Here is a 21,349-nt window from a genome sequence, read left to right on the forward strand (position 1 = left end):
CACGAAGTTGTCAAACGAATGAAATTTTCCATCCATCTGGTACTATAGCGCTCATTATCCAGCCATATTTTCTTTTTTAGCGGGCCGAAGTAATGACCAATAATCCAACACAACTTACCCTGTTACAGGACGATATCCGTCGTCGCTATGAGACGCTGAGTAAACGCCTGAAGCAGGTGGCTCGTTATATTCTTGATAACAGCAACAGCATTGCGTTCGATACCGTTGCCTCCATCGCGCAACATGCCGATGTGCCGCCTTCAACGCTGATCCGCTTTGCCAACGCCTTTGGCTTTAGCGGCTTCAACGAAATGAAACAGGTTTTCCGTCAGCACCTGATGGAAGAGACGGTTAACTACACCGAGCGCGCACGTCTGTTCCGTCAAACCGCCACCGACGACAGCGCCACCTCACCCGAGAGCCCGGCCGAGATCCTCAACGTCTTCACCATGGTGAACAGCCAGGCGCTGCAACAGCTGGCGATGCAGGTGAATCCGGACCAGCTCAACCGTGCGGTGAAAATGCTCGATGAAGCCGAGAACATCTACATTATCGGCCTACGCCGTTCGTTCAGCGTGGCCTCCTATCTGGTCTATGCGCTGCGCCATCTGGAGCGCCGGGCATTCCTGATTGACGGCCTTGGCGGCATGTTCACCGAGCAGCTCAGTATGGTAAATCCCAAAGACGTGGTGATTGCCATCAGCTATTCGCCTTACGCACGTGAAGCGGTGGAGTTGGTTGAATTGGGTGCTAAGCGTGGCGCGCATCTGATCGCCATCACCGATAGCCAGGTGAGCCCGCTGGCCGCCTTCAGCGATGTGTGCTTTGTGGTACGTGAAGCGCAGGTGGATGGCTTCCGTTCGCAGGTGGCGTCGCTGTGCCTGGCACAGACGCTCGCCGTGTCGCTGGCGCTGAATAACAATGTTATTAGCGAATAAATACCTCGTAGAGTCGCCATTGATGGCGACCAGCCAGCAAAAAGGGCAGCCACATGGCTGCCCTTTTGCATTAGTGCGGCTTACTTGCTGCGCGGATACTTATCGCTGTTCACCCAAGCGTGATCCTGCTCCCAGGTAAATTTCCACAAGCGTTTTGGACCCGCCATCACGTTCAGATAGTAGTTATCGTAACCGGCAATGGTGGCCACCGGATGATAACCACGCGGCACCGTCACCACATCGCGATTGTACGGCGCCATGCACTCGTCGAGCGAACGATCGTCGGTATAAACGCGCTGCATGGCGAAGCCTGGCTCAGGATCGAAACGGTGATAGTACGTCTCTTCCAGATAGGTTTCGTCAGGGCTGTTTTTCTGGTCGTGCTTGTGGCTTGGATATGAACTGGTCGCGCCTTCGTCGGTATACACTTCCACCACCAGCAGGCTGTCGGCCTCTTTGTCATCCGGCAGAATGTTGTGCACCAGACGCTGGTTGCGGCCTTTGCCACGCTGCTCAACGCCAACATCTTCCGGCGCAATCAGGCGCGCCGGCAGGTTGCCGCTGCTCGGCGCATTACACACTGCCAGCTCCAGATCGCTATCCGCATACACTTCAACGTCATCGTTATGCGGCACATACACCGAGTAAGGCGGAGTGCGTTCAAACGGCGAGAGACGCTTACCGAGATTCGGGAACTCGGCGTGGCGGGTTTTCACCGACGCAAAGCCCGCCACCAGCACCAGACACAACTCTTTGTCGCCGCTGCTCAGTTTCAGGCTCTGCCCTTTTTTCAGCAGATAGGCATCAAAGCCAACATATTCCCAGCCCGCGCTCTCAGGCGTGACGTGCTGAATACGACCGTTGCTGTCGGGTTTTTGCGCTTTCGAAATCAGAGACATCCTGTTCCTCCTTGTTGAGCGAAATTAGCCCAGCGTCGGCATGCTGAACTCAGATACGGTTTGCTGACCGCTCGGCCAACGCACGGTAGCGGTTTTCATGCGGGTGTAGAAACGCACGCCGTCTGGACCGTGCACGTTCAACGCACCAAACACCGAACGCTTCCAACCGCCGAAGCTGTGGAACGCCATTGGCACCGGAACCGGTACGTTCACGCCAACCATGCCAGCTTCGACGTTCTGCACGAATTCACGCGCGGTGTGGCCGTTGCTGGTGAAGATGGCGCTGCCGTTACCGAATTCGTGGCTGTTAACCAGTTGCAGTGCGCTGTCGAAATCAGTGGAACGCATGATGCTCAGCACCGGTCCGAAGATCTCTTCGCGCCAGATGGTCATCTCTGACGTCACGTTGTCGAACAGCGTGCCGCCCACGTAGTAACCTTCGGCATGGCCGGCCACCTGGATGCCGCGACCATCAACCACCAGCTTCGCGCCTTCCTGCTCGCCTTTGTCGATGTAGCCCAGCACTTTCTTCTGGTGCGCAGCAGACACCACCGGTCCCATTTCATTTTCTTCGGCACCTTTCTGAATACCAGGACCGACGCGCAGCGCTTTGATCAGCGGCGTTAAACGGGCAATCAGTTTGTCGGCCGTGTCGTCGCCGACCGCAACCACCACCGGCAGCGCCATGCAGCGTTCACCGGCAGAACCAAACGCGCCGCCCATAATTGCGTTCACGGTGGCATCGAGGTCGGCATCTGGCATCACGATAGCGTGGTTTTTCGCCGCGCCGAATGCCTGCACACGTTTGCCGTGGGCGCTGGCGGTTTTGTAGATGTGCTCAGCCACACCGGAAGAACCGACGAAGCTGACTGCCGCGATGCGCGGATCTTTGTACAACTGCTCGGCATCTTCATTAGACGAATGCACCACGTTGAATACGCCATCTGGCAGGCCCGCTTCTTTCAGCAGTTCGGCCATGCGCACCGAGGCTGACGGATCCAGCGCCGGTGGCTTGAGGATAAAGGTGTTGCCGCACGCCAGCGCGATCGGGAACATCCACAGTGGCACCATCGCCGGGAAGTTGAATGGCGTGATGCCCGCCACCACGCCGACCGGCTGCATCAGCGAGTAGCTATCTACGCCGGTGCCCACGCTTGGTGAGTTTTCACCTTTAATCAGATGCGGAATACCGCAAGCAAATTCAATCACTTCAATACCGCGCGTCAGTTCACCCAGCGCATCCGACCACACTTTACCGTGCTCAGAAACAATCAGCGCTGCCAGCTCTTCGCGATGCTTTTCCATCAGGGCTTTAAAGTTGAACATCACACGGGCACGACGTAACGGAGCGGTTTTCGACCATTCCGGGAACGCAGCGTGAGCGACTTCAATCGCCTTCTCCACTTCAGCAGAGGTACTCTGCGTCAGTTCGCGCACAACTTTGCCAGTCGCGGGATCGTACACGGGAATGGTTTCATTGCTGGCGCTGTGGGTAATTTTGCCGCCGATAAAGTTTCCTACGATAGTCATGTCGTTGCCTCTTAGATGTGAAGTTCCCTGCAGACAGCCGGTTCAAACCGCAACGCTGCGTGTGCAGGCAATACTTAAAGCGTGCTATGAAGCTATAGCAATGAAATAAATTTTTCAAATACTTCTTTTTGGAAAATTTCCTTTTAGCGGCATGGATCGCATTTTTTCCCTGTACGCTGACAGCCAGGTAAAAATCAGCCTGTAGCGCTTCCCTGCGGGCGATAAGCCCTTACCAAATCACACCGTCGCTAAGCCGTTGTGAGCAGAGAAATTGTGTCTGAAATCCTGCATCCACATGTAACGCGAAACGAAATATGAAATTTTTGCGAGGCAGATCCAATATCTGACATTTCATAATTCAACAATTATGAAATAAATGTTCTCTTTGCAGCACCTTATCCGTACCCTTTACAGGAGCCGCAAATGGCCATCGATCCAACCCGTTTCTGTATTAACCGTAAAATCGCGCCTCAGCTGTCGCTGGAAGCCTTCTTTCAGCTGGTGCAACGCTTAGGATTAAGCAAGGTTGAACTGCGTAATGATATGCCGAGCGGCAAGGTAACCGATGATCTCAGCGTAGCCGAGCTGCGGGCGCTGACGGATAAGTATCATATTGAGATCGTGACGATTAACGCGCTTTACCCGTTCAATCGTGCCGATGACACACTGCTGGCCAAAGCCGATGCGCTGCTTGAAGAAGCGCACGCCATTGGTGCGCAGGCGCTGGTGATGTGTCCGCTCAATGAAGGCGTTGAGGTTACGCCCGAGCAGACGCTGGAAGCGCTGCAGGTCCTCGCACCGCGCTTTGAGAAGTATGGCATTCAGGGATTGGTGGAACCGCTGGGTTTCCCAGTGAGTTCACTGCGCTCGGCGGTGCAGACGCAAAAGCTGATTCAGCAGGCAAACGTCCCGTTCAACGTGCTGCTCGATACCTTCCATCATCACCTGTATGAGAACGCCGAAAACGAGTTCCCGCAGGAGATTGATATTAATTACATTGGCCTGGTGCATCTTTCCGGCGTGGAAGACACCCGCCCAACGGCGCAGTTGACCGATGAAGAACGCATCATGCTCAGTGACCACGACGTACTTAACAGCGTGGCGCAGGTGAAACGTCTGGAGATACTCGGCTACAAAGGGATCTACGCGTTTGAGCCGTTTTCGTCGGAACTGGAGACGTGGAACACCGCAGAGATTGAGCGCCAGATTCGCCACAGCATCGAATTGCTGCAAGCCTGAAAGAACCCTTATCTGTGTCTTTTAGACACTTTTGCTAGTGTTAGGCCTCGGTCGGAGGCCCTTTTTTTCATACCCGTCATATTTTAAGCCATAGCTGCGTTGGCTACGCGTGCTCACCCCAGTCACTTACGGGCGTAAGCTCCTGGGGATTCTCACGCTTGCCGCCTTGCTCTGACGTAAACTATTTAGGGTATGCCTGAGTTATATAGAAAATTTACGCACTCTCTTTAATCTCTGCTGCGGCGGTTTCCGGCATTCTTTTGATCATGCGCAGCGTGCAGAACAGCGCTAAACACACCAGCAGCGCGGTGAGGAAATAGACCAGCGACACGCCGGCATAACTCATGATGAAACCGGCGATTGGCCCGGTGATGCCGAGGGATAAATCCATAAACGCGGTATAGGTGGCGAGCGCGCTGCCCTGATTCTGCTGTGGCACCACTTTCACCGCCACCACGCCAATCGCCGGGAACACCAGCGAGAAACCCGCGCCGGTGAGGAAGGCGCCCATCTTCGCCATCCACGGATCGAACGAACCGGCCACCAGAAACAGGCCAATCGCCTCCACCGCAAAGCAGATACTCGCCACGCGCAACCCGCCCAGCTTATTAATGGCATTGGGAAACAGCAGGCGCGTGCCAACGAACGCGGCGCTGAACATGGTCAGCGCGAAGGCGGCACCATCCCAACCTTTATCCTGATAGAACAGCGTGATAAAGGTGGCGATGACACCAAAACCGGCAGAACCCATCGCCAGAATCAGGCCAAAACCGTACACCTTGCTCAGCACGTCCCGGAACGGCAGCGGCTTGGCTTTGCTGCCTTTTACCGGCGCACGCGGCAGCGCCAGCGCAATCGCCAGCAGACAAATGGCGATGATAATGCTGGAGAGCAGCAGCAAACCGCCGCTGCGGAAAATCACCACGCCGAGCGGCGCGCCGATCGCCATCGCGCCATAAGTGACAATGCCGTTCCACGAAATCACCCGACCGATATGCAGCGAACCGACGCGCGCCACGCCCCACAGCGAAGTGCCGGTGCCGGAGAAGCTCTGCCCTACGCCCAGAATTACGCGGCCCAGACACAGCAACACCAGACTCAGCACGCCCTGCCCTTCACTCAGCGCTGATAGCAGAATACAGATGCCGCTCAGCAAGCAGCCCACCAGCCCCAGCACCACCACTTTTTTCGGTCCCCACAGATCGGCGAAGCGCCCTGCGTGCGGACGACTCAGCAGCGTGGCGATGTATTGCAGGCTGATCACTAATCCGGCCCAGAAAGCGTTGTAACCCAGCCCGTCATGGACAAAACCCGGCAGCACCGCCAGCGGCAAGCCGATGGTGAGATAGCTGGCAAAGTTGAACTTCACGATGGACAGGATCAGTAAATTGAGGCGGAAACGGCCATTTTCAGGTGCGGTGGCGGGCAGGTCAGGCATGAGTGATTGCGCTCGTGGGTGACGGAATTTTTATAACAGAAGGATAACTATACGTCATTTGGCGTACAGCGCATCAGTGAAATGCCCAGTTTTACGGTCATCATTTCGTCATATCGCGCTCGTAGACTCGCCCCCTATCAAATCCCAAAGAGGATAACAATCTGATGACGCTCCTGATTTCACCTCAGGCGCGCGTGCGTATCGCCTACTCTCTTGCCGGAGGTGGCCGATGATGCATGCGGCGCTGCCTATTGAACTGAAAAATCTCAGATGGTCGGTGGGTAACCTGACTATTCTGCACGATCTCTCCCTGACGATTCCCGCCGGCGAAATCCTGGCGCTACTTGGCCCGAGCGGCTGTGGCAAAAGCACGCTGCTGAAACTGCTGGCAGGCTTACTGCAACCGACAGAAGGCGAGCTGTGGATCGGTGAACGCTGCGTGGCGTCGGCGCGCCACTGTGACGCGCCAGAGAAGCGTAACCTTGGCATGGTGTTCCAGGATTACGCGCTGTGGCCGCATATGTCGGTGGCACAGAACGTCGCCTTCCCGCTGCGCATGCGCGGCATAAAAAAAGCCGCCGCACATCAACAGGCCGATGCCGCCCTGGCGCAGGTTGGCCTTGCTGATTTTGGCGATCGTAAACCGGCGCTGCTCTCCGGCGGCCAGCAGCAGCGCGTGGCGCTGGCGCGCGCGTTGGTCGCGAAACCGGCGATTCTGCTGTTCGACGAACCCCTTTCCAACCTTGACCGCGACCTGCGTGAAACGCTGGTTCACACCATGGCCGATCTGCTGCGCACGGCGGGCATCACCGCCGTTTACGTTACGCACGATCGCGAGGAAGCCAACACCCTCGCGGACCGTATCATTCACCTGGCGCAGGGCCAGATTGTTTCCGTTACTCACCTCTCAGGGGACCGCAATGCCATCTCTCAAGTCAGTTAAACGAGCCATTAGCCAGAAAGGAGCCATCAGCGCGATGATTTTGACTTCCGCCATGATGATGAACGATGCCCAGGCGTTAACGGTGTATACCGCCGGTCCGGGATCGCTGTCAAAAAGCCTCGCCGCCGGGTTTGAAAAGCAAACCGGCATCAAAGTGAATATCTTCCAGGCTACCACCGGTAAAGTGATGGCGCGCCTGGAAGCCGAGCAGGCCAATCCGCAGGCCGATGTGCTGATCTCAGCCTCGTGGGATACCGCCGAAGATCTGCAACAGCGCGGTTGGCTGCTGCCGTTCCACAGCGCCAACGCGGCGAACGTACCGGCTCAGTTCAAAACCGCCCACTACGTGGCGCAGGGCATCTCCGCGCTGGGCATCGTGTGGAATACGCAAAGCAACACGCCAGAGCCGAAAACCTGGCAGGATCTCACCGCACCCGCCTTCAAAGACAAGGTCACCACGCCGGATCCGGCGCTGTCAGGTGCGTCACTCGATCTGCTGATTGGCCTGCAAAATAGCGAAGGCGAAAAAGCCTGGCAGCTGTTTGACCAGTTGAAAGCTAACGGCATGGTCATGAGCGGTCCGAATGCGCAGGCGGTAACGCCGGTGCTGCAAGGCGCCAAGGCGGCGGTGTTTGGCGCGGTCGATTACGTCGCCTATAACAACATTGCGCAGGGCGAGAGCGTGAAGGTGATCTTCCCGGAGAACGGCACCGTGGTGGCACCGCGTCCGATGATGATTCTGAAAAGCAGCCAGCACGCCGCAGATGCCAAAGCCTTCGTTGATTACGTGCTGTCGGATGAGGGCCAGCAACAGGTGGCGAAAGCCTGGCTAATGCCAGCGCGTACCGATATCAAAGCCCAGCGTCCGCTGATTACCGAGATTAAGCTATTACCGACCCAGCAGGACGGCAGCAGCGAGCGCTCGGCAGTCCTGAAGCGCTTCGGCGCGCTGTTCGGGCAATAACAATGTCCCGTGCCTTGAACGGATTGATGCTGCTAGCGCTACTGCTGCTGGTGGCGCTCCCGCTGCTGTTTATCGTGCTGCAGGCGCTGTTTCCACACTTCAGTGAAGGCAGCTGGCATGGCGCCCTGAGTACCTTACCGGCGCTGCTGGACGATCCGCAGCTGCTCTCCATGTGGCTGGGCACGCTGAAAATTGGCGGCGGCGTGGCGCTGTGCAGTTTACTGCTGGGCTTACCGCTCGGCGCACTGCGCGGCCTGTTCCGCCTGCCGGGCGCGGCGCTGTGGGATCTGCTGTTCCTGATCCCCTTCCTCACGCCGCCCTATATTGTGGCGCTGTCATGGACGCTGGCGCTGCAACGCAACGGCTACATTGAACAACTTACCGGTATTCATTTCGCCAGCCTGCTGTTTAGCAGCAGCGGTATGATTCTGGTGATGACCCTGAACATCTTCCCGGTGGTCTATTTCGCGGTGTCACGTTCGCTGCTGGCGAGCGGACAGCGCCTCGCCTGGGTGGCGCGCGTGCACGGCGCATCGGCGTGGCGCAGCTTCTGGCATATCACGCTGCCGCTGACGTTACCGGCGCTGGCGGGCGGCGTGCTGCTGGCGTTCACCCTGGCGATTGAGGAGTACGGCGTGCCCGCCGCGCTCGGCGCGCAGGCGAAGCTGACGCTGATGACCGTTGGCATTGAAACCAAACTCGCCGATTGGCCTATCGATCTGCCCGGCGCGGCGTCATTGTCGCTGATGCTGAGTGTGGTAGCGCTCGCGGCGTGGTTGCTGCAGCGCAAACTGACCGGCAGCAGCGATGTGACGGCGGTGAGCGGCAAACCGGTGAATCAGGAACTGGCGCATGCCGGTCGCTGGCAGATATTGCTGCTGCTGCCGTTTGTGCTCACGCTGCTGCTGGCGGTGGTGCTGCCGCTGGGTGCTATGACGATGAGCGGCCTGCTAAATACTCTCTCCGGCGGATTACGGCTCAATAACCTGACGCTGCGCCACTTTAGCGCACTGTTTAGCCAACAAGGCGATGCGCTGGCCGCCTTCTCCACCAGCATCGGACTGGCGCTCGGCGCGGCGTTGCTGACCGGCGCGCTCGGGTTTCTCATCGCCTGGCGCGTATCGGAAGGTAAAACCCGCATGCTGGCGATGATGGATGGACTGGCGTTGCTGCCTGCCGCGATGCCCGGTGTGGTGGTTGGCGTGGGGTTGATTCTGCTGTGGAATCGCGGTTTCTGGCCAGTTTCGCCCTATAACACGATGTTTATTCTGCTGTTATCGTACAGCTGTTTGCTGCTGCCGTGGCCGGTGCGCTATGTCAGCAGCGCATTGCGCCAGCTGGCCCCGACGCTGGAACCGGCCGCGCGCGTGCATGGCGCCTCACGCCTGCAGGCGCTGCGCCTGATTGTGCTGCCGCTGGTGGCACCCAGCCTGCTGGCGGCAATGATGATGGTGTTCGCGGTGGCCTCACGCGAGCTGGTGACCTCGCTGCTGCTGGCACCGGCCGGTACACAAACCGTGGCGATCTTTATCTGGCGCCAGTTCGAGCAGGGCTCTGTGGGGCAAGGCATGGCGATGGCGACCTTAACGCTGCTCGCCAGTTTGAGTTTGATGTTAGCGGCCACCGCATTGCTGAGGCGTCAGGGAAAATGAATAGCTGCAGATACCGTAGCGGCGCGATTTATCGCGCACATCAATGCAGGCACCACGCCCAACTAAGTAATGCGCAATAAATTGCGCCGCTACGAATGTTACGAAATGGATGCTTTCTCTTTATCTTAAAATACAGAGAGTTAATTTTAATCAGCTACACTTGCCTGAGCAAAATATGTCTCAGGAGAGAGAATGAATAACCTGCTACAGGAAAAAATTGGCCAGAACATCCTGGTAAAACTGGCGATGCTGGTGATTATTCTGGCGGGCATTCGCGCCGCCTCGGACATCCTGGTGCCCTTCTTATTAGCCAGCTTCCTGGCGATTGTGTTGAATCCGCTGGTGACGATGTTGATGCGCCGCGGCGTCAAGCGCAGCCTGGCGATTACGCTGGTGATCACAGTGATTTTCATTGTGTTACTGCTGCTGGTCGCGGTGCTCGCCAGCTCGGCGAGTGATTTCAGCGATACCTATCCGCAAATTCGTACCATGCTGGAACAGAAGCTCGCTGTGGTTCAGCACTTCGCCGGACGTTTTCACATCAACATCTCTACCGATGCGCTGGCGGCACGCCTCGATCCCAACGTCGTAATGAATATGGCCACCACCATATTAACGCAGCTATCAGGCGCGATGACCAACGTGCTGCTGCTGATTCTGACGGTGGTGTTTATGCTGTTTGAAGTGCGCCATCTGCCCTACAAAATGCGTAACGCGATGGTCAATCCGCAGATCCGTATTGCCGGTTTACACCGCGCGCTAAAAGGGGTGACGCACTACCTGGCCCTGAAAACCCTGGTGAGCTTGATTACCGGCGTGGCCGTTTGGCTGTCGCTGCTGCTGCTCGGCGTGAAGTTTGCGCTGTTCTGGGGCGTGGTGGCGTTCATCCTCAACTTTATCCCTAACATCGGGCCGATCATCGCCGGCATTCCACCGTTTATTCAGGCGCTGGTGCTGAACAACATTTATGACGCCATGCTGGTGGCCGCGCTGTTCAGTGCAATTCATATGGTGTTTGGCAATATGCTCGAGCCGCGACTGATGGGGCGCGGGCTGGGACTCTCAACGTTGGTGGTGTTTCTGTCGTTGATTTTCTGGGGTTGGCTGCTGGGCCCGGTTGGCATGTTGCTGTCGGTGCCGCTCACCAGCGTGACCAAGATTTTGATGGAGACCACGCCGGGCGGTAGCCGGTTAGCGATTATGCTGGGTAATGGGCGGCCGGGTAAACGGGCGCGATAACGCCTTTTTACAACACATCGCGCAATAAATTGCGCCGCTACAAATGGTTGCACAGGTTCCGTAGCGGCGCGATTTATCGCGCGGTTTTCGATCAGTGCGTTTGGAACACGCTGTTATCAGTAATCGCCTGGACATCGACTTTGTTTGGTAAGATTTTCAACTCGCTGAACAGATCCGATACCTTCTGCACTTTCGCTACATCATCCGCCGTTACGCCGCGCACGCCGTGTGAAATTCGCGCGGTAATCTGCTGCGCATCCGCCGGTTGCAGCCGCGTTAGCTGCGCATACACCGCGTTATACTGCTGCGGATGGGCCAGCGCCCATGCGCGCGCTTTGGCCAAACGATGCGTAAAATCGGCAATCGCCGCCCGCTTGCCAGGATCGTCAAGCGAGCTTTGCGTCGCGGTAACAAACGACAGCGCGGTGGTGAGCCCTTTGCCGTCACGCAACAGGCGCGCACCGTGCTGCTCAGCAATGCCCAGATAAGGATCGAAGGTCGCCCACGCAGCAATCTGCCCAGAATTGAACGCTGCGCTGGCGTCGGTTGGCAACACAAAGCGCACCGGCACCGTATCGCGCGGCACCTGTGCCTCTTCCAGCGCTTCATACAACAAGTGCTGCGAGATACTACCGCGCGCCGATGACACCACCACCTGCTTGCCCGCCAGATCCTTCACGCTGTGGATCGGCGAATCGGCGGGGACGATCAAGCCATTCGAACCACCATCGCCGACATTGGTGGCGATGATTTTGAGCGGCACGCCGCCCGATGCGGCCATCAATACCGGCAAATCTCCGGCATAGGAGGTATCAACCGCGCCGGCACGCTGCGCTTCAAACAGCGGTGCAGCGCCCTGGAAGTTCGCCCAGCGATATTGATAGGGCGCATCTTTCATCACATCCGCCGCTTCGATCAGCGAGCGCAGATTGCGCGCCTGATCGCCCAGCACCAGCGTGACCTTACTCAAATCAGGCGCGGCCTGGCTGCCAAACGCCGCGCACAGCAATAGCGTAGCAACCACCGGTTTCATCCATTTCATCAGGTCAGCTCTCAGAGTGCGTTGCGGTTGAGCTGGCGGATGTAAGCATCCCAGTGCAGCTGATATTTGTGATTACGGATGCTGTTATCAAACGCCTGGGCGGCTTTCTCGGCGACCGCATCCGGCAGGATGATCAGCTGCGCGCCGCCAGATTGCGCCGCCAACTGGGCCTGGCAGGCACGCTCAAGATAATAGAGGTTGTAGAACGCCTCTTCGATACTGCCGCCGCTGGTCAGCAAACCGTGATTACGCAGAATCAGCGCATTGCGATCGCCGAGATCGGCGACGATGCGCTGCTGCTCATCAAGATCCAGCGCGATGCCTTCATAATCATGATAACCAAGGCGATTATGAAAACGGGTGCTGTGCTGCGAAATCATCAGCAGGCCATTTTTCTGCGCCGAAACGCCAATGCCTGCGGCCGTGTGCGTATGCAGCACCGCATGCGCATCGGGACGCGCGCGATGAATCGCGCTGTGAATCACAAATCCAGCAAGGTTAATTCCCAGCCCGGTTGGGTCGTCAATAATGTTGCCGTCGATGTCGATCTTCACCAGCGTTTCCGCCTGAATTTCATCGAAGGTTTGGCCAAAAGCATTGATGAGAAAGTGCGGCTTATCGCCCGGCACGCGCAGGGAAAAATGGGTGTAGATATGATCGGTCCAGCGCAGTTTCGCCGCCAGATGATAGGCCTGAGCCAGCTTCACGCGCGCCTGCCATTCGCCTTCGCTGATACGCTGCCGTAATGACGCGACATCCAGTGTTTCAGTGCTCATTTCCGTTCCTCATTTCAGGTCAATATGCTTGCCTAACATCGTGGCATAGCGATTTTGCCGCTGGGAAATGCCAATAACGGCAAAACATTGTCATTAAACGCAAAGTGAGGTTGATAATTGACCTATATCAGATCGGTTAATTCTTAAATCGCTAACATGCAGCGCCCGATGAAAGTGGTATGCTGCTGACGCCGCTGTTTGCCTGCTTTCAACTGCTTTAACCGACCGAGGAATGCCTGGTGCCTCCGCAAAAACGAAATCGCGATTTTGGCTGGCTATTAATTATCTGCGCCGGATTATTACCGCTGGTGCTCGGCATCCTTTGTACCGCCATCGAAGCACGCCATACCGTCAGCCAGCAGCAGATTTCCACCGCCAATGCGTTGCTCACCCAGGCCGAAAAGATGAGCGACACTGCGTGGGATATGATTACCGAATTGCGCCAGTATCATTACCAATCCTGTGCGCAGATTGAGGACAAATTGCAGCGCGCCGGCACCCTCAATCCCTATTTTCGCTCGATTGGCATGCTGAAAGGCGATGATATCAGCTGCTCTTCCGCCTTCGGCCTGGCGCCCGGCACGCTGACCGAAATGATGATGCAGCCGCCGCCGATTACCGGCAAAGCCTGGTGGAGCATCTCGGTGCGCGGCACGGTGGGCGTGCCCAATCGTCCGGCGGTAGTCTTTGTTCGTCAGCTGCCGGATACCACCGGTTTTTGGGCGGTGATTGATGGCCAATATCTGCTGGACTTTATGCACGCGATTGGCGAATCGCGCGATTATCAAATGAGCCTGCAGTTTAGCGGCGGCACGGTGATCAGCAGCGGACCAAACGACAACACGCCTGAGCTGTATCTGCAAAGCGAGACCTTCCAGACCGAATCCAGCCGCTATCCAATTAGCGTTACTGTTACGGCGCCCGCCTCCGAATTGCTCAAAGCCTGGCGTCAGGCGCTGTTCATCTTCCTGCCTATGGCGGCAATTTTCTCGATTCTGCTGATGATCCTCACCGCTAACTGGCTGCGTCGCCGCATCTCCTGGCACGATGAGATTGCCCGCGCCATCCGTGCCCGCCAGTTTTCAGTGCACTATCAACCGGTTTACAGCAATAAGTTACAGGCCTGTTCCGGTGCAGAAGCTCTGCTGCGCTGGCAACTGCCGAACGGTGAGATGATTCGCCCTGATATCTTTATCAGCGCTGCCGAAACTGAAGGAATGATTGTGCCGTTGACGCAGCATTTGCTGGAGCTGATGGCCGAAGATATTCAGAGCTGGCAGGTAAAACCTGGTTTTCATATCGGGCTGAACCTGGCAGCGGAACACCTGCAGCATGCTGATTTTGTGGCAGATATCGAGCTATTTGCGGCGCGCATTAAAGATAAACAGATGTCTATTACGCTAGAGCTGACCGAACGTAGCCTGATTGAAGATGGCGAAATGGTGGCCGAGAAACTGCGCCATTTGCGCGCGCAGGGCATGAAAGTGGCGATCGATGATTTCGGTACCGGCCACTGTTCCTTAACGTATCTGATGAAGTTCCCGCTGGATTACCTGAAGATCGATCGCGGCTTTATCAACGCCATCGAAGGTCTCGAGATTGAGACGCCGGTGCTGGATGCCATTATTAATCTGTGCCACAAGCTGGAGCTGGATGTGCTCGGTGAAGGCGTCGAAACCGCGACACAATTTGAGTACTTACGCCGGCGTGGTGTGATATTTATTCAGGGCTTCTATTATGCCCGTCCATTGGATAATGACCGGCTACGTGCCTGGCTCAATGAGCATGGGCACCAGCCGATTCTCGTTGAGGAACATCATGAACCTGAACTGCATCATTCTTGATGATTATCAGAACGTCGCCCTAACGCTTGCCGATTGGGCGTCTCTCGAACCGCTGGTTCACACCACTTCCCTCACTGAACATTACGCCGACCAGGATGAACTGGTTAAGAAAATCGCCCATGCTGACATTTTGGTGGTGATGCGTGAGCGCACGCCGCTCAGCGCCGAGCTCATTGGCCGCCTACCTGATCTGAAAATGGTGGTCACCTCCGGCATGCGCAACGCTTCAATTGATTTGGATGCCTGCGCCGAACGCTATATCGCGGTATGCGGCACCGCCAGTAGCAGCGCTGCGCCGATGGAGCTCAGCTGGGGATTGCTGCTTGGACTGGCGCGTCACATCGTGCCGGAGAACCAGGCGCTGCGCAGCAACGGGCCATGGCAGCACACCTTAGGGATGAGCCTGCATGGCAAAACGCTGGGCTTACTCGGCTTGGGTAAAATTGGCGGCGAAATGGCCAAAGTGGCGCAGGCGTTTGGCATGCAGGTATGCGCATGGAGCCAAAATTTAACCGCGCAACGCGCGGCAGAGTGCGGCGTGGAACGCATGCCGTCGCTGACTGCACTGCTGAATACAAGTGATGTGGTGTCGATCCATCTGGTGCTCAGCGATCGTACGCGCCATTTGCTGGACGAAGCTGCGCTGGCGCAGATGAAGCCGGACGCGCTGCTGATTAACACCTCACGCGCGGGTATTGTCGATCAAGCCGCGATGATCGCCGCACTGCAATCCGGACAGTTGGCCGGTGCGGGATTAGATGTGTTTGAACAGGAGCCGCTGCCCGCGGATCATCCATTGCGCCAGCTACCTAACGTGCTGGCCACGCCGCATCTCGGCTATGTTGCCGACAGTAACTATCACAGCTACTTTACTCAGGCGGTGGAGGATATTCAGGGATGGTTAACGGGTGCGCCGCTGCGCTCACTGCTCTGAGCGGCCCGCGCGACGTTTTTCGGCAATGCGTAGTGCCACTTCAAGGCTGTCTTCCGCCAGTGCGCTGGCCGGCAGATCGCGCTGCGCGTTAAGACGTTGGTTGATGCGTTCCAGCGTGGGCGTTAATTGCCCTACCAGCTGTTGATATTCATCAAGCTGCGTGATGGGTTGGTTGCGTGCGATGCTGGTTTGCGTCAGCCGTTGTAGCTGGCGCACGCTTTCCAGCGCCTGACTGGAGAGTAATCCCGCCTGGCGCCAGCTTTTCAGGCGCAGCAACAGCTCATCCGGTTGTTGCGCCAGTAATGCTAGCTGCGCATCCGCACGCTCACCACAGTTTATCCATTCGATCGAGGCAGCAGGAACGGCAGCCGTACGCGGTGCCGCAGGCACAAGATTGATAAGATTCCTTTCTACACTGTCAATCATTGACAGCCAGGGATTCTCAAAAAGCTGGGCGTTTTTCCTCGACATGAACACTCCACCAAAGCAAGGCGGCAGAGTATTACTGAATGTTTTAGAGCTGGCAAGCAGTGGTTACCGCCTCGCTTAATGGTAAGTTTTTCTTATTTATTTGCGCAACAATCAGGTATGGCAATAAAGCCGCGGCATACCAGCATAATTGATTATTTGGTCACCATTCGGCAGTTGATACATCTGATAAAAATCATTATTTGCTTCACGGGCCGAGGTGAAAAGGATGATGGGTGCGAGGGCCGCAGGTAAGGTATCGTCGCCCATGACCTGGACTTTTTGCGTATAGACCCGCATGAAATCCCCCTGGCGATGCCATGTGCCGCTGGAGATGCGGTGCAGCCGATAGTGGCTATCGCTTGAAGTTACCGTGCCAAGCAGCATGGCACTGCCGCTGCCATCGGCTTTATAACGATTACGTGAAGTCGCCTCAATCGTTCCTGCTGGCTTTCCTTCATTATCAATGCGGTAAGGAAACTCACACCATTCTGGCACCGGCTCAGCGGGACGAATGAGCAATACCAGCGCCCACGGCAAGATAAAGGCGACAAAAATAGCGCTGCCCAGCAAAGATTTACGCATCCGGTAACTCCTGGAAAAAAACCATCCACGACATGCATTCGTTATTCTTTTGCGACATTGGTTTAGCGCAGAGGAAGGCGCTGGTAAATACGCGGGTGCGCGAGCGGTTGATATACAACAACTGCGGGACGGAGCCATCGGGCAAATGAGGTTTTAAGGCACGGAACCGGGTGAGTGCATCTTTCACCACGTACGAATCTGCGGAGAGGCTTTCGGTAATAAACACCTGCGTCTGCTGCTCCTGCCCATAAGATTTGTAGCGCGTACCTTCATGGTCGGTTGGCACAAACTCCTGGCGTGCCATCAATGCCAGGCCTGCATTGAGCAGCAGCGCCGCCGCCAGCACGCCGCGCAGTCGCCAGGATTTTTTCTTTACTAGCGGCGGTTTCGTCAACGGTTCGGGCGACGCCACTGGCGTTGTTTCTGCGGCCGGAAGAGAAGGCGCATCGTCATCGACAGGCACAACATCCACCTGCTCCGCCAGCACGCAGCCGATTAACGGCACATGATGAATCAACGGACCCGGAGCATCTGCCAGCTGCGCCAGACGATTGATCTCAGTGATGGCAACGGTAAGCCGCTCGGCAAAGGGAGCATCCGAGGTTTCACGCTGGAACAGCACATGCAGCGCCTGATTGCGCACCAGCTTCCCCTGCGCGTTAACCACACGATGCAACATGGCGCTTTGCAAAGGCGTCAGCGCCACGCGCTGGGCGGGAGAATTCAGCGGATATAACACCTGTTGTTTGGCATCAAAACACAGACTTTTGGCAAACAAAACAAAGCGCGCCATGCGGATCCTGATTTCCAAAAAGCAATTGGCGCAAGTATAAGTAGTTTCAGCGTTTGGCGCACGCTTACCGCAAATTACTACGAGATTTAGCTGGATTTTTTGACGCGTTTAAACACGCTATAAGCCACAGCATTAGCTAAAAAATAGACAGTTAATGGCGGAAACATGACAAATATCACACAAAATCGGTATACTCTGTCGCGGTTGGCAATCATTACCCCCCTAATAATTGCCAGGCAGGCCAGGGAAAATCGTTATTTCACGGCTATGCTTTAATTTTCTCAACGCCGCGGACTGTTAGCATTCTTTGAGTCCGCAGCGTTGAGGATTTTTCGAATTCCAATACAGGGTAACTGCATGAAACTACGTAGGAAGCGTGTAAAACCTATCGGGATTGATGATGTCACAATTATCGACGACTCCCGTTTACGTAAAGCCATTACCGCGGCTTCGCTGGGCAACGCGATGGAGTGGTTTGATTTTGGTGTTTATGGCTTTGTAGCGTATGCGCTGGGTAAAGTGTTTTTCCCGGACGTAACGCCAGGTATTCAGATGATTGCCGCACTGGCAACTTTCTCGGTGCCATTCCTGATCCGTCCGCTGGGCGGCCTGTTCTTCGGTATGCTGGGCGACAAATACGGTCGTCAAAAAATCCTCTCCATTACCATTGTCATCATGTCGATCAGTACCTTCTGTATCGGCCTGATACCCTCTTATGCCTCGATTGGCATCTGGGCACCGGTGCTGCTGCTGTTGGCGAAAATGGCGCAGGGCTTCTCGGTCGGCGGTGAATACACCGGCGCCTCAATCTTCGTCGCCGAATACTCGCCAGACCGTAAGCGCGGCTTTATGGGCAGCTGGCTTGATTTCGGCTCCATTGCCGGCTTCGTGCTGGGTGCGGGCGTCGTGGTCCTGATTTCCACCATCATTGGTGAAGAGAAGTTCCTCGAATGGGGCTGGCGTCTGCCGTTCTTCCTCGCGCTGCCGCTGGGTATTATCGGTCTGTATCTGCGTCATGCGCTGGAAGAGACCCCGGCGTTCCAGCAGCACGTTGAGAAGCTGGAACAGGGTGACCGCGAAGGTCTGCGCGATGGACCGAAAGTCTCGTTCAAAGAGATTGCGACTAAACACTGGAAAAGCCTGCTGGCCTGTATCGGTCTGGTGATCGCCACCAACGTGACCTACTACATGTTGCTAACCTACATGCCGAGCTACCTGTCGCATAACCTGCACTACTCGGAAGATCACGGTGTGCTGATTATTATCGCCATCATGATGGGTATGCTGTTTGTACAGCCGGTAATGGGGATGCTGAGTGACCGCTTTGGTCGTCGTCCGTTTGTTATCATCGGCAGCATCGCATTGTTCATCTTCGCGATTCCGGCCTTCATGTTGATCAATAGCGGCGTGCTGGGCCTGATTTTTGCTGGTCTGCTGCTGATGGCGGTGATCCTCAACGCCTTTACCGGTGTGATGGCTTCGTCGCTGCCTGCGATGTTCCCGACGCACATCCGCTACAGTGCGCTGGCGAGTGCGTTCAACATTTCGGTATTGGTTGCCGGTTTAACGCCAACGCTGACTGCCTATCTGGTTGAAGCCACCAACAATCTGTATATGCCGGCTTACTACCTGATGGTGGTGGCAGTGATTGGCTTAATCACCGGTATCTACATGAAAGAGACCGCCAACAAGCCGCTGCGCGGCGCAACACCGGCGGCCTCGGACATGGAAGAGGCGCGTGAAATCCTGCAGGAGCATCACGACAACATTGAGCAGAAAATCGAAGATATTGATGGTGAGATCGCCAAGCTTGAGGCGAAACGTAAAAACCTGGTGCAGCAGCACCCGGACATCAACGAGTAATCTTCCCCACTCCCGCCGCCCGGCGGGAGTTTTCGTTTCCGCACACAATCCTTCATCCGCAGCCGTGAAAAGGGGTAAACTATTGCCACTTTTTTAACCTGCAAAAGTTGTCGAGCATGTCTGAATTTAATCTTATCCAGCGCCCAAGAAGGCTGCGTAAAAGCGCGTCAATGCGCGAAATGTTCCAGGAATCCAACCTGAGCCTGAACGATCTGGCGCTGCCGATCTTCGTCGAAGAGGGCGTAGATGACTACGTGCCGATTAACGCCATGCCGGGCGTGAGGCGTATTCCTGAGAAACGACTGGCGTATGAGATCGAACGGATTGCCAAAGCAGGCATCCGTTCCGTGATGACCTTCGGCATTTCGCACCACACCGACGCCACCGGCAGCGATGCCTGGAATGAAAATGGCCTGGTGGCGCGTATGTCGCGTATTTGCAAAGACACCGTGCCGGAAATGATCGTGATGTCCGATACCTGCTTCTGCGAATACACCAGCCACGGCCATTGCGGCGTACTGTGCGATCACGGCGTCGATAACGACCAAACGCTGATCAACCTCGGTAAGCAAGCGGTGGTGGCGGCGCAGGCCGGTGCGGACTTTATCGCACCTTCTGCCGCGATGGATGGTCAGGTAAAAGCGATCCGTCAGGCGCTGGACGCTGCCGGCTTCACCGATACCGCTATCATGTCGTACTCCACCAAGTTCGCTTCTTCCTTCTACGGTCCGTTCCGTGAAGCGGCAGGTACCGCGCTGAAAGGCGATCGTAAGACTTATCAGATGAATCCCATGAACCGCCGCGAAGCGATTCGTGAGTCGCTGATTGATGAAGCGGAAGGCGCTGATTCCCTGATGGTCAAACCGGCCGGAGCCTACCTCGATATCCTGCGTGACATCCGCGAGCGCACCACGCTGCCGCTGGCTGCGTACCAGGTTAGCGGTGAATACGCAATGATTAAATTCGCCGCGCAGGCCGGTGCCATCGACGAACGCAATGTGGTTCTGGAAAGCCTCGGTGCGATTAAACGTGCCGGCGCCGATCTCATTTTCAGCTATTTTGCCCTTGATCTCGCCGAGCAAAAAATGCTCTGATCCTCGTTACGCTTGGCAGTGGTTATCGCAGCCGCTGCCCGGCGCTTTCTGCCTGTGTGGCAAAAACACCAGTGTTGTCGTAATTCCATAATTAATAAGAGTAACGCGATGAAAGCACCTGCACTGCCTGCGGACGAGTCACATCGTCTGGCCCAGTTACGTGCGCTCAACATTCTGCATACGCCGGCAGAAGAGCGTTTCGACCGTTTAACCCGCCTTGCCCGTCGTCTGTTTGGCGTGCCGGTGGCGCTCGTGAGCTTAATGGAAGAGGACCATCAGTGGTTCAAATCCATCGCTGGACCGAGTGCTGCCACCGCGCCGCGCAATACCTCCTTCTGCGGCCATGCCATTCTGCAAGACGATGTGATGGTGGTGGAAAATCCCTTAGAAGATGAGCGTTTCTGCGACAACCCGCTGGTGAAAGATAACGACAATCCGATACGTTTTTACGCCGGTTGTCCGCTGCGCACGCCCGCTGGCGCTAAAGTCGGCACGCTGTGTCTGATTGACCATCATGTGCGCGAGTTTGACGCTGACGATATCCATACCCTGCGCGATCTGGCTGCCATGGCGGAAGCGGAATTGGTCGCATTTCAGACCGCCACCTCCGATGAGCTGACGCAAATCACCAACCGCCGCGGCTTTATGACGCTCGGCCAGCTGGCGCTGAATGAGTGCCAGGTGAAGCAGTTACCTGCCAGCCTGACCTTCCTCGATCTCGATCGCTTTAAAGCCATCAATGATACGCTCGGCCACCGCGAAGGCGACCGCGCGCTCATGGATTTTGCTGATGCCATGAAGGTGAGCTTCCGCCATGCGGATATCTTTGCCCGCCTGGGCGGTGATGAGTTTGTGGTGCTGTTTAACGGCTTGCAGCAAGCCGATGCCGAAGGCGTGCTGGCGCGCTTTGATCGGTTCCTGCAGCAGCAAACCCAGGATTTGGATCGCCGCTACGTTCTGCACTTCTCATCGGGAATTGTTGAGTTTGATCCCGACCATCCGCAATCGCTGGAGCAGCTGCTGGAAGGCAGCGATGAGCGTATGTACGCCGCTAAAAACGGCAAAAAGCAGCAGAGCGTATAACAAGCGGGTCGCCAACCGTGGCGAC

The 21,349-nt window shown here is 56.2% G+C and carries 19 protein-coding genes; 11 read left to right on the top strand and 8 right to left on the bottom strand.

What is annotated here, in order from left to right:
• Positions 1-92: 92 nt before the first annotated feature.
• Positions 93-938, top strand: coding sequence for a MurR/RpiR family transcriptional regulator (locus WH298_RS08245; RefSeq protein ID WP_007892332.1), 846 nt, complete (start codon positions 93-95; stop codon positions 936-938).
• Between the two features lie 80 nt (positions 939-1,018).
• Here WH298_RS08245 and iolB read toward each other — a convergent pair whose 3' ends face one another.
• Together iolB and WH298_RS08255 are read right to left on the bottom strand one after the other, a co-directional pair.
• Entirely contained in the window at positions 1,019-1,837 is an 819-nt protein-coding gene (gene iolB / locus WH298_RS08250) for a 5-deoxy-glucuronate isomerase (protein WP_007892333.1), read from the bottom strand.
• 24 nt (positions 1,838-1,861) lie between these two features.
• Complete coding sequence (locus WH298_RS08255; RefSeq protein ID WP_049851924.1) at positions 1,862-3,367, bottom strand: CoA-acylating methylmalonate-semialdehyde dehydrogenase; 1,506 nt, start codon at positions 3,365-3,367, stop codon at positions 1,862-1,864.
• Positions 3,368-3,790: 423 nt separating this feature from the next.
• Here WH298_RS08255 and WH298_RS08260 point away from each other — a divergent pair, with 423 nt between their 5' ends.
• Positions 3,791-4,606 carry a TIM barrel protein gene (locus tag WH298_RS08260; protein WP_180822627.1) on the top strand — a complete coding sequence of 272 codons (816 nt, stop codon included), beginning with the start codon at positions 3,791-3,793 and terminating at the stop codon, positions 4,604-4,606.
• 214 nt (positions 4,607-4,820) lie between these two features.
• Here the strand turns inward: WH298_RS08260 and WH298_RS08265 are convergent, their stop codons facing one another.
• Positions 4,821-6,044, bottom strand: a complete 1,224-nt coding sequence (locus WH298_RS08265; protein WP_180822628.1) for an MFS transporter — start codon at positions 6,042-6,044, stop codon at positions 4,821-4,823.
• 229 nt (positions 6,045-6,273) lie between these two features.
• Between WH298_RS08265 and WH298_RS08270 the strand changes: the two genes are divergently transcribed.
• From WH298_RS08270 to WH298_RS08285, 4 genes are all read left to right on the top strand, one after another.
• Positions 6,274-6,987 carry an ABC transporter ATP-binding protein gene (locus WH298_RS08270; protein WP_180822629.1) on the top strand — a complete coding sequence of 238 codons (714 nt, stop codon included), beginning with the start codon at positions 6,274-6,276 and terminating at the stop codon, positions 6,985-6,987.
• Positions 6,965-7,951, top strand: coding sequence for an ABC transporter substrate-binding protein (locus WH298_RS08275; RefSeq protein WP_180822630.1), 987 nt, complete (start codon positions 6,965-6,967; stop codon positions 7,949-7,951). Before WH298_RS08270 ends, WH298_RS08275 begins: the two co-directional genes overlap by 23 nt.
• A gap of 2 nt (positions 7,952-7,953) precedes the next feature.
• Complete coding sequence (locus WH298_RS08280) at positions 7,954-9,603, top strand: ABC transporter permease (RefSeq protein ID WP_180822631.1); 1,650 nt, start codon at positions 7,954-7,956, stop codon at positions 9,601-9,603.
• A gap of 192 nt (positions 9,604-9,795) precedes the next feature.
• On the top strand, positions 9,796-10,842 hold the full coding sequence (locus WH298_RS08285; protein WP_049851918.1) for an AI-2E family transporter: 1,047 nt from the start codon (positions 9,796-9,798) through the stop codon (positions 10,840-10,842).
• Between the two features lie 91 nt (positions 10,843-10,933).
• On the opposite strand, the gene WH298_RS08290 is transcribed toward WH298_RS08285, so the two are convergent.
• Together WH298_RS08290 and WH298_RS08295 are read right to left on the bottom strand one after the other, a co-directional pair.
• The gene (locus WH298_RS08290) at positions 10,934-11,884 is read right to left on the bottom strand and encodes an ABC transporter substrate-binding protein (protein ID WP_180822632.1); all 951 of its coding nucleotides are present in this window, start codon (positions 11,882-11,884) and stop codon (positions 10,934-10,936) included.
• Between the two features lie 11 nt (positions 11,885-11,895).
• Positions 11,896-12,660 (bottom strand): class II aldolase/adducin family protein, encoded by a 765-nt coding sequence (locus WH298_RS08295; RefSeq protein ID WP_180822633.1) that lies wholly within the window; start codon positions 12,658-12,660, stop codon positions 11,896-11,898.
• A 239-nt stretch (positions 12,661-12,899) separates the two neighbouring features.
• On the opposite strand from WH298_RS08295, the gene WH298_RS08300 reads away from it, so the two are divergent.
• Both WH298_RS08300 and WH298_RS08305 read left to right on the top strand, forming a co-directional pair.
• Positions 12,900-14,504, top strand: a complete 1,605-nt coding sequence (locus WH298_RS08300) for an EAL domain-containing protein (protein ID WP_180822634.1) — start codon at positions 12,900-12,902, stop codon at positions 14,502-14,504.
• A complete protein-coding gene (locus tag WH298_RS08305) occupies positions 14,479-15,438 on the top strand; it encodes a D-2-hydroxyacid dehydrogenase family protein (protein WP_049851914.1) in 960 nt (319 codons plus the stop codon). The genes WH298_RS08300 and WH298_RS08305 overlap by 26 nt, the downstream gene beginning before the upstream one ends.
• On the opposite strand, the gene WH298_RS08310 is transcribed toward WH298_RS08305, so the two are convergent.
• The 3 genes from WH298_RS08310 to WH298_RS08320 form a co-directional block, all read right to left on the bottom strand.
• Positions 15,427-15,909, bottom strand: a complete 483-nt coding sequence (locus tag WH298_RS08310; RefSeq protein WP_007889861.1) for a hypothetical protein — start codon at positions 15,907-15,909, stop codon at positions 15,427-15,429. The genes WH298_RS08305 and WH298_RS08310 overlap by 12 nt on opposite strands.
• A 111-nt stretch (positions 15,910-16,020) precedes the next feature.
• On the bottom strand, positions 16,021-16,491 hold the full coding sequence (locus WH298_RS08315) for a hypothetical protein (RefSeq protein WP_049851912.1): 471 nt from the start codon (positions 16,489-16,491) through the stop codon (positions 16,021-16,023).
• A complete protein-coding gene (locus WH298_RS08320; RefSeq protein WP_180822635.1) occupies positions 16,484-17,284 on the bottom strand; it encodes a hypothetical protein in 801 nt (266 codons plus the stop codon). The genes WH298_RS08315 and WH298_RS08320 overlap by 8 nt, the downstream gene beginning before the upstream one ends.
• A 357-nt stretch (positions 17,285-17,641) precedes the next feature.
• On the opposite strand from WH298_RS08320, the gene proP reads away from it, so the two are divergent.
• From proP to WH298_RS08335, 3 genes are all read left to right on the top strand, one after another.
• Positions 17,642-19,147 (top strand): glycine betaine/L-proline transporter ProP, encoded by a 1,506-nt coding sequence (gene proP / locus WH298_RS08325; protein ID WP_049851910.1) that lies wholly within the window; start codon positions 17,642-17,644, stop codon positions 19,145-19,147.
• Positions 19,148-19,263: 116 nt separating this feature from the next.
• The gene (gene hemB / locus WH298_RS08330; protein WP_180822636.1) at positions 19,264-20,241 is read left to right on the top strand and encodes a porphobilinogen synthase; all 978 of its coding nucleotides are present in this window, start codon (positions 19,264-19,266) and stop codon (positions 20,239-20,241) included.
• A gap of 108 nt (positions 20,242-20,349) precedes the next feature.
• Positions 20,350-21,324 (top strand): sensor domain-containing diguanylate cyclase, encoded by a 975-nt coding sequence (locus WH298_RS08335; RefSeq protein WP_007889869.1) that lies wholly within the window; start codon positions 20,350-20,352, stop codon positions 21,322-21,324.
• Positions 21,325-21,349 lie beyond the last annotated feature (25 nt).

This window comes from Pantoea nemavictus (assembly GCF_037479095.1).
Taxonomy (GTDB): domain Bacteria; phylum Pseudomonadota; class Gammaproteobacteria; order Enterobacterales; family Enterobacteriaceae; genus Pantoea; species Pantoea nemavictus.

Coding starts and splice junctions, on each gene's coding strand:
- WH298_RS08335 (WP_007889869.1), top strand. CDS start 20,350: ATGAAAGCACCTGCACTGCCTGCGGACGAGTCACATCGTCTGGCCCAG.
- WH298_RS08280 (WP_180822631.1), top strand. CDS start 7,954: ATGTCCCGTGCCTTGAACGGATTGATGCTGCTAGCGCTACTGCTGCTG.
- WH298_RS08305 (WP_049851914.1), top strand. CDS start 14,479: ATGAACCTGAACTGCATCATTCTTGATGATTATCAGAACGTCGCCCTA.
- proP (WP_049851910.1), top strand. CDS start 17,642: ATGAAACTACGTAGGAAGCGTGTAAAACCTATCGGGATTGATGATGTC.
- WH298_RS08270 (WP_180822629.1), top strand. CDS start 6,274: ATGATGCATGCGGCGCTGCCTATTGAACTGAAAAATCTCAGATGGTCG.
- WH298_RS08255 (WP_049851924.1), bottom strand. CDS start 3,367: ATGACTATCGTAGGAAACTTTATCGGCGGCAAAATTACCCACAGCGCC.
- WH298_RS08315 (WP_049851912.1), bottom strand. CDS start 16,491: ATGCGTAAATCTTTGCTGGGCAGCGCTATTTTTGTCGCCTTTATCTTG.
- WH298_RS08295 (WP_180822633.1), bottom strand. CDS start 12,660: ATGAGCACTGAAACACTGGATGTCGCGTCATTACGGCAGCGTATCAGC.
- WH298_RS08260 (WP_180822627.1), top strand. CDS start 3,791: ATGGCCATCGATCCAACCCGTTTCTGTATTAACCGTAAAATCGCGCCT.
- iolB (WP_007892333.1), bottom strand. CDS start 1,837: ATGTCTCTGATTTCGAAAGCGCAAAAACCCGACAGCAACGGTCGTATT.
- WH298_RS08265 (WP_180822628.1), bottom strand. CDS start 6,044: ATGCCTGACCTGCCCGCCACCGCACCTGAAAATGGCCGTTTCCGCCTC.
- WH298_RS08320 (WP_180822635.1), bottom strand. CDS start 17,284: ATGGCGCGCTTTGTTTTGTTTGCCAAAAGTCTGTGTTTTGATGCCAAA.
- WH298_RS08310 (WP_007889861.1), bottom strand. CDS start 15,909: ATGTCGAGGAAAAACGCCCAGCTTTTTGAGAATCCCTGGCTGTCAATG.
- WH298_RS08275 (WP_180822630.1), top strand. CDS start 6,965: ATGCCATCTCTCAAGTCAGTTAAACGAGCCATTAGCCAGAAAGGAGCC.
- WH298_RS08290 (WP_180822632.1), bottom strand. CDS start 11,884: ATGAAATGGATGAAACCGGTGGTTGCTACGCTATTGCTGTGCGCGGCG.
- WH298_RS08285 (WP_049851918.1), top strand. CDS start 9,796: ATGAATAACCTGCTACAGGAAAAAATTGGCCAGAACATCCTGGTAAAA.
- hemB (WP_180822636.1), top strand. CDS start 19,264: ATGTCTGAATTTAATCTTATCCAGCGCCCAAGAAGGCTGCGTAAAAGC.
- WH298_RS08245 (WP_007892332.1), top strand. CDS start 93: ATGACCAATAATCCAACACAACTTACCCTGTTACAGGACGATATCCGT.